This is a genomic window from Martinezella sp. CNPSo 3732, from assembly GCF_057784515.1.
The window spans coordinates 211,421-218,741 of record NZ_JBXSOO010000006.1 but is presented as its reverse complement, the minus strand read 5'-3'; the positions used below and the strand labels follow the sequence as shown (position 1 = coordinate 218,741).

8 protein-coding genes and 1 tRNA gene are annotated in these 7,321 nt (G+C 58.3%); 2 read left to right on the top strand and 7 right to left on the bottom strand.

The features are described from left to right. The 3 genes from AC13RM_RS14640 to AC13RM_RS14630 all read right to left on the bottom strand — a co-directional run. Positions 1-821, bottom strand: an 821-nt coding sequence (locus AC13RM_RS14640; protein ID WP_488555218.1) for an alcohol dehydrogenase catalytic domain-containing protein, incomplete at its 3' end; no start/stop codon positions are given. A gap of 163 nt (positions 822-984) precedes the next feature. Then, entirely contained in the window at positions 985-2,994 is a 2,010-nt protein-coding gene (locus AC13RM_RS14635) for an acetyl-CoA carboxylase biotin carboxylase subunit (RefSeq protein ID WP_374821951.1), read from the bottom strand. Positions 2,995-3,075: 81 nt separating this feature from the next. Continuing rightward, positions 3,076-4,011: a DMT family transporter gene (locus AC13RM_RS14630; RefSeq protein WP_374821954.1), complete on the bottom strand. Its 936-nt coding sequence runs from the start codon at positions 4,009-4,011 to the stop codon at positions 3,076-3,078. A gap of 218 nt (positions 4,012-4,229) precedes the next feature. Here AC13RM_RS14630 and AC13RM_RS14625 point away from each other — a divergent pair, with 218 nt between their 5' ends. Beyond that, positions 4,230-4,652, top strand: coding sequence for a helix-turn-helix domain-containing protein (locus AC13RM_RS14625; RefSeq protein ID WP_095436281.1), 423 nt, complete (start codon positions 4,230-4,232; stop codon positions 4,650-4,652). Positions 4,653-4,686: 34 nt separating this feature from the next. Here AC13RM_RS14625 and AC13RM_RS14620 read toward each other — a convergent pair whose 3' ends face one another. From AC13RM_RS14620 to AC13RM_RS14610, 3 genes are all read right to left on the bottom strand, one after another. Further along, the gene (locus tag AC13RM_RS14620) at positions 4,687-4,881 is read right to left on the bottom strand and encodes a hypothetical protein (RefSeq protein WP_112338999.1); all 195 of its coding nucleotides are present in this window, start codon (positions 4,879-4,881) and stop codon (positions 4,687-4,689) included. Positions 4,882-4,957: 76 nt separating this feature from the next. Beyond that, complete coding sequence (locus AC13RM_RS14615) at positions 4,958-5,173, bottom strand: hypothetical protein (RefSeq protein WP_015339986.1); 216 nt, start codon at positions 5,171-5,173, stop codon at positions 4,958-4,960. A 282-nt stretch (positions 5,174-5,455) separates the two neighbouring features. Continuing rightward, positions 5,456-5,540 (bottom strand) — tRNA-Leu (locus tag AC13RM_RS14610). 239 nt (positions 5,541-5,779) lie between these two features. On the opposite strand from AC13RM_RS14610, the gene lipB reads away from it, so the two are divergent. Further along, positions 5,780-6,496 (top strand): lipoyl(octanoyl) transferase LipB, encoded by a 717-nt coding sequence (gene lipB, locus AC13RM_RS14605; RefSeq protein WP_374821959.1) that lies wholly within the window; start codon positions 5,780-5,782, stop codon positions 6,494-6,496. Positions 6,497-6,598: 102 nt separating this feature from the next. Here the strand turns inward: lipB and AC13RM_RS14600 are convergent, their stop codons facing one another. Next, positions 6,599-6,754 (bottom strand): hypothetical protein, encoded by a 156-nt coding sequence (locus tag AC13RM_RS14600; RefSeq protein ID WP_162738103.1) that lies wholly within the window; start codon positions 6,752-6,754, stop codon positions 6,599-6,601. Positions 6,755-7,321: the final 567 nt, after the last annotated feature.

The following is a 7,321-nucleotide window of genomic DNA, read 5'->3' as shown; positions in this document are numbered from 1 at the left end:
TTGGTGTTGCCGGTGCAGTCGAAGGTATAGTCGGCGCCGCCGATCTGGTCGGCCCCGCGCTTCGTCATGTTGACGAGATAGGGCACGATGTCGTCGCCGACCTCCTTCGGATTGACGAAATGCGTCATGCCGAAGCGTTCGCCCCAGGCCTTCTTGTCATTGTTGAGATCGACACCGATGATCATGTCGGCACCGGCAAGCTTCAGGCCCTGGATAACGTTAAGCCCGATGCCGCCGAGGCCGAAGACGATTGCCGTTGCGCCCATCTCCACCTTGGCGGTGTTGATGACCGCGCCGATGCCTGTCGTCACGCCGCAGCCGATATAGCAGATCTTGTCGAAGGGGGCGTCGGGATTGACCTTGGCGACGGCAATCTCCGGCAGCACGGTATAATTGGCGAAGGTCGAGCAGCCCATGTAATGATGGATCTTGTCCTTGCCGATCGAGAAGCGCGAGGTGCCATCCGGCATCAGGCCCTGGCCCTGGGTCGAGCGGATCGCGGTGCACAGATTGGTCTTGCGGCTGAGGCAGGACGGGCATTCGCGGCATTCGGGCGTATAGAGCGGAATGACGTGATCGCCCTTCCTGACAGAAGTCACGCCCGGCCCGACATCGACGACGATGCCGGCGCCTTCATGGCCGAGGATCGCCGGGAACAGGCCTTCCGGATCGGCGCCCGAGAGCGTGAAATCATCGGTGTGGCAGATGCCGGTCGCCTTGACCTCGATCAGCACTTCGCCGGCTCTCGGCCCCTCAAGCTGAACCGTCATCACCTCAAGCGGCTTGCCCGCCGCAACCGCGACCGCTGCTCTTACGTCCATGATCTCGTCCCTTCCTGCTATGATTTGGTCCGCGCGACATTGGCATGGGCGCACGGGGCGGCTCAAGCCAAAATCAGACACTTAGCGTCGCAATTATCATGTTTTAGCCGAGTGATCGCCGCGCAGCTTTTTCCATATGGACGCGATGGCGAAAGCTTCTCGGTCAGGCGAATTCCATGATCACGGCGTCGACGGCGAGGCTTTCGCCCGGCTTGGCGTTGATCTTGCCGATGATCAGATCGCGTTCGGCGCGCAGGACATTTTCCATCTTCATTGCCTCGACAATGGCCAGCGTTTCGCCTGCCTTCACTTCCTGTCCCTCGGCAACAGCGATGGCGACCACCAAGCCCGGCATGGGGCAGAGCAGCAGCTTCGACGTATCGGGTGGCAATTTGACCGGCATCAGCTTGTCGAGCTCGGCCTGACGCGGCGTAAACACCCTAGTCCGGACGGAAATACCCTGCCAATCGATGCGCAGACCATTGAGCACAGTGCGGATCTGGGCTGTCAGCTTGCGGCGGCCGACGGTGCCGGCCCATACGGAATCGCCGGGACGCCAGTCGGTTGCGACAGTTACGGTTTGGGCGCCGATCTGCATGTCCATCTCGAAGGGAATGATCACCACGCCTTCAAGCAATGTCACAGGCAGATAGGCGGCACCAAGCTTGACGACCCAGCTCTCCCGCAGTGACGCGGCGGCTGGACGCAGCCGGTCGGCATAGCGTTCGCGGCGGTTGGATTCGATCAGGCTGCAGGAAAGGGCGATTGCCGACAGCAAAGCGGTTTGCTCCTCGTCCGGCGTCACCGGCGCGAAGCCATCGGGATATTCTTCGGCAATGAAGCCCGTGGAGAGGCGGCCTTCGCGCCAGCGCGGATGCTTCATCAGAGCCGAGAGGAACGGCATATTGTGCTCGATGCCATCGACGACAAAACCATCCAAAGCTTCGCCCATCGCTTCGATTGCCTCCAGCCTCGTCGGAGCCCAGGTGCAGAGCTTGGCGATCATCGGATCGTAATACATAGAGATTTCCGCGCCCTCGAAGACGCCGGTGTCGTTGCGCACGACCGATGTTTCCGTCTTGCCTTCGCGCGGCGGACGATAGCGCGTCAGACGGCCGATCGAGGGCAGGAAGTTGCGATAGGGATCCTCCGCATACAAGCGGCTTTCGATCGCCCAACCGTTGAGCTTGATATCCGCCTGCTTGAACGGCAGTTTTTCGCCCGCTGCAACGCGGATCATCTGCTCGACGAGATCGACGCCGGTCACCAGCTCTGTCACCGGATGCTCGACCTGCAGGCGGGTATTCATTTCGAGGAAATAGAAGTTTTTGTCGCGATCGACGATGAATTCGACCGTGCCGGCGCTTTGATAATCGACGGCCTTGGCGAGTGCTACGGATTGCTCGCCCATGGCCTTGCGCGTCGCTTCGTCCAGGAAAGGCGAGGGCGCTTCTTCGACGACCTTCTGGTTCCGGCGCTGGATGGAGCATTCGCGCTCGCTGAGATAGACGACATTTCCGTGAGCGTCGGCCAATACCTGGATTTCAATATGTCGGGGATCGACCACGAATTTTTCGATGAAGACGCGGTCGTCGCCGAACGAGCTTTTTGCCTCCGAACGGGCACGCTCGAAACCGTCGCGCACCTCGTCCTTGCTCCAGGCGATGCGCATGCCCTTGCCGCCGCCGCCCGCCGACGCTTTGATCATGACCGGATAGCCGATCTCGGCGGCGATCCTTTCGGCATGATCGGCATCATCGATGATGCCGAGATGGCCCGGAACGGTGGAGACCTTGGCTGCATTGGCGAATTTCTTCGATTCGATCTTGTCGCCCATGGCTTCGATCGCCTTCGGCTTCGGGCCGATGAAGACGATGCTTTCCTTCTCCAGCGCCGCGCAGAAGGAGGCGCGCTCGGAGAGGAAGCCGTAGCCAGGATGAACCGCCTCCGCGCCGGTCTCTTTGCACGCAGCGATGATCTTGTCGGCGACGAGATAGCTTTCGGCTGCGGGAGCGGGGCCGATATGGACGGAGTCATCGGCCATTTCGACATGCAGAGCATCCCGATCGGCATCGGAATAGACGGCGACCGTCAGGATGCCCATACGGCGCGCGGTCTTGATCACGCGGCAGGCAATCTCGCCGCGATTGGCGATCAGGATTTTCTTGAACATGCAATCTCCGCCCAAATACCCTATTCAGTCAGTGTTTTAGCCACAAATTGCACTGCGGGTCCATGTGCAAGATATCTGCACTCACGCGGTTTTTTCCAATCTCGACTGAACGCGCTCCCGCCAGATGATGAAGAGGCCGGAGCCGACGATAATAGCAATGCCGATCCATTTGGAAAGATTGGGAAAATCGCCAAAGATCGCGTATCCGAGGACGGTGGCGGAAATGATCTCGAAATATTGGAACGGGGCAAGCAGCGACAGGGGTGCCAGCCGGAAGGCCCTGACGACGAGCATATGGGCGTAGCCCGATATCGAACCGAGAATCAGGAGAAGCACCAGTCCAAGCGCCGAGGCGGGCAGGGACGGCTCGAAATCCGTAATAGCGGCTGACGAGCCGGCAAACAGAGCCACGGCCATGAACACGGTGCCGCCGAGACCCGCCATGATCTGCATCGTCAGCGGTGAGTCCGCCTCGCCGACAGCACGGTTCATGAAAAGATAGAGCGCATAGAGAAATGCACAGGCGACGGGCAGCAGCGCCTTTAATCCGAAAATCGCAAAACTCGGCTGAATGACGATCATTGCGCCGCCGAAGCCAATGACGATCGCCAGCCATCGCCGCCAGCCAACCCTATCGCCAAGAAACAAGGCGGAAAGCGCCGTCAGCATGAAGGGCTCGACGAAATAGATGGCGAAGACATCGGCAAGCGGCATGTATTTGACCGCGGCGAAAAAGAGCAAGCTCGCAGCGCCATGCAGCGCGCCCCGCAAAAGGTTCATCCACGGGCGCTTTGCTGAAAAGGCCGACCGCCCGGTTACGGTCGCAAGCAGCGGCAGCATGCACACAAGCTGAAAGAAGAAGCGATAGAAGGTCACCTGGCCAGGCGACATGTTTTCGAAGCTGGCCATGTACTTGGCAATTGCATCCATCGTCGGCAGCAGGATCATGGCACTTGCCATGATGGTCATACCTCTAAGCGGATTTTGCTGTGTGGAAACGGCGGAAGAAACGGACATGCACGAACATCAAACATAGGAAAAGCATGCAATCAAGGTGCGATCAGGCGTGAGCTGCAAGTCTGGCGGACAGCCAGCGGAAAGTGTCAGACTTTTCCAATTGGGACAGATCGCCATGGCGAGATGACGCCCTTAGACCTATCTGGAGCTTTGGAACCGGCTAAAACATGACTGCGCCGCGAAAAATGGCTGGCGCGACCAGGAAAGGGATCGCACCGATGTTCAAACCAGAACAAGAGACGACCGTTTTTTCGGATGAAGGCGGTGATACGCTTGGAGGGCGCTTGTCCATGGCGCGCGATGCCGCGGGAATCAGTCTCGAAACGCTGGCCGGACAGCTTGGCGTCAGCGAGGAGACGATGCTCGCGTGGGAATCCGATCGCGCCGAACCCAATCCCTCCGCGCTGGCCAAGATGTCAGCTCTTTTCGATGTTTCTCCGGCGTGGCTGATGACCGGATCGGGCGACGGACCTGGGGAGGACAGCGACGAGCGCGCCCTGGAAGCCGTCAGGAACGAGCTATCGCGGCTGCGCACAGCCTATCAGGAGATCGGCCGGCTGATAGAGACGACGACAAACCAGCTCGAACGCCTCGACCATCAGATCCGGCTGCGCAATCTCAGCAAGGATGTGGCGCATTGAGCGCGGTTTCCCACGTGGCGCGGCTTAGGTACTTCTAGCTTAATCTGGCAATCGTATCGTCGAGGGTGTCGATCGCGAGTTGTTCACGGGCGATCATGTCGTCAAGATCGATGACCTCTCCGATCTGTTTCGCGTCAATGCCCTGCGTCTTCATCGCCAGCAGTTCGTTGCGATGGGCGATCTTTTCGCCTCGGATTTTGATAAGCTTCAAGCGAAAATCATCATTCATCTCCAATCCTTCCGTTTGGAATGAATTATCGCCAATTTCGGACTGTCATCGTTCTCCCAGGTCGTCTCCTTCAACCTCAATCGTGTCCACGGCCGCGATAGGTGGTTGGGACACCGGCTTTCTCATGGCATTGCGCGAGGGTTTCCAGCCATTCCGCCAACCCTTCCGGGACTTTGGCATTTCCAGCTTCCAGCGCCTCCACCCATGACAGGTCACATTGCAGAGCGCTCGCCAGATTGATGGGCGTCCAGCGTATATGCAGAAGGCATTCTGAAAAGCGTTCCGGCGTCATCCATTTTCCCCATGTCTGAAGAAGTTCACGGTGCCAGAGAGGGGCGCGAAGTCAAGTGACCATGGAAATACGACGGCTGTTCCGGCCTAGAACTGCCTCTTGGCATGAACTTCGTGAGCAACTTGTTTGGTTAAGGGGGCAGCACCGCAATATTCCCGACGCTTTGATCGGCTTGCATGCCGTCGGCAAGGTGGAGGATGGCATGCGGGATAACATCGCGCTGAAACAAGCGTCGGCTAGGTGTTGTTTTAAAAACAAAAAACCCGGCCAAAGCCGGGTTCTTGGTGCGGTCGAGAAGACTCGAACTTCCACGGGTTGCCCCACAGCGACCTCAACGCTGCGCGTCTACCAATTCCGCCACGACCGCATCGTGGTAGGCCAGATTGCTCCGGCGCGGCTGCATGTAGCAAAAGCATTCGGGGGGCACAAGAGCGATATGTCAGTTTTTTTAAATTCCTTCACAGCTCGTCCGATCGAGCTGGTCCGGATGTAGCGGAAACGCCTTACATGTTTGAATTCCCGCCCGAATAGCGCCATATGTGGACAACCCGTTGGCACGCAGGTTTTCCACATATGCGGCCGGCGCGGCGCGCAAAGGACTGCCATATGCTTCGCACCGAACTTTCTCACCAAATGTTTCCCGTTCAAGGCACGCCGCCGGTCCGCTGGCGGATCAGCGATGGCCTCGTGCCATATGAAGAGGCCGTAGCCACGATGGAGGCGGAAGTGGCCGCGATTGCCGAGGGGCGGGCGCCGGAGCTCGTCTGGCTGGTCGAGCATCCGCCACTCTATACGGCGGGCACCAGTGCCAATGCCGCCGATCTGATCGAGCCGGATCGATTCCCGGTCTTTGCGGCCGGACGCGGTGGCGAATATACCTATCACGGGCCGGGTCAGCGCGTCGCCTATGTCATGCTGGACCTCAAGTGTCGGCGGCAGGATATCCGCGCCTTCGTCGGTGCGCTTGAAGAGGTGATCATCCGCACGCTCGATTCGATGAATGTGCGCGGCGAGCGGCGAGAGGATCGCGTCGGTGTGTGGGTGAGGCGCCCGGAGAAGCCGATTCTGGCCGACGGCACCGTGGCCGAGGACAAGATTGCAGCCCTCGGCATCCGCGTGCGCAAATGGGTGACGTTTCACGGTCTTTCGCTGAACGTTGATCCTGATCTCGGCCATTTCACCGGCATCATTCCTTGCGGAATCTCGGCCTATGGTGTCACCAGCCTCGTCGACCTCGGTCTGCCGATCATGATGGCGGATGTCGATATCCGCCTGCGTGAGGCGTTCGAACAAGTCTTCGGCGAAACCGTCAATGACGCGTGAAGGTAATCGGCGATTGCCAGAAGACGATGCTGGAGGCTGCGCTGAATTCTAATGCTAAGCAGGACAGGTCAAACGACCTGTCCGAATTCATGGCGAAAACTGCTATAGCTCACGCGAGCGCTCTTCTGCCAAGGGCAGTTCCGGTTCATCCAGAACGAACCGTTTCGATTTCTCCAAGAGATCGATCCTGTCTTCCGCCTTGAGAAGATCATGCAGTTTCTGATCGCTCAGGATATTATCGCTATCATGCGAGGTCATGCGGGTAACTCCTTGACCTCTGCAGGCGAGAGTAATCATCTCTCTCAGCCGATGGCGCCTACGGGTTCGGTAGCCAACGGTGAAGACAGCCTACGCCCATTTGGGAGATGTGGCGAATCATTTGGTGCGATGGTCCATTTTCACTGCACGCTCCGCTCGACAGGAAAAATGCCTTGAAAGAAAAATGCCCTGGAAGGGAGAGCATCCAGGGCACAGAGAGGGGAACTGCATAACCGAAACTAGGGCGAGGCGCTCGCACTTCAAGACCGAAGCTCACGACAGGTTGTATTTGGTCTGGAATCGCCCTTATGCATCGCTGACGTGCAAATAGCAGAAGCAAGATTGCAATATGAATCGGCACCATCGATTCTTCCATCTCCGGATGAACTCAACGCGCCGATGAACCGCCATCCGGGATTGTCACTACAGTCAAGCCACTCTTTTTGATGGCTATTTTTGTACAGTTTGCGTTCATGTTCGTCCGCATATGGTGTCTTCCGTCGCCCCCAGATCGCGCGTCGATTGACAATCGATATGGACGATACGATTAATAGTTTCGACATTCGT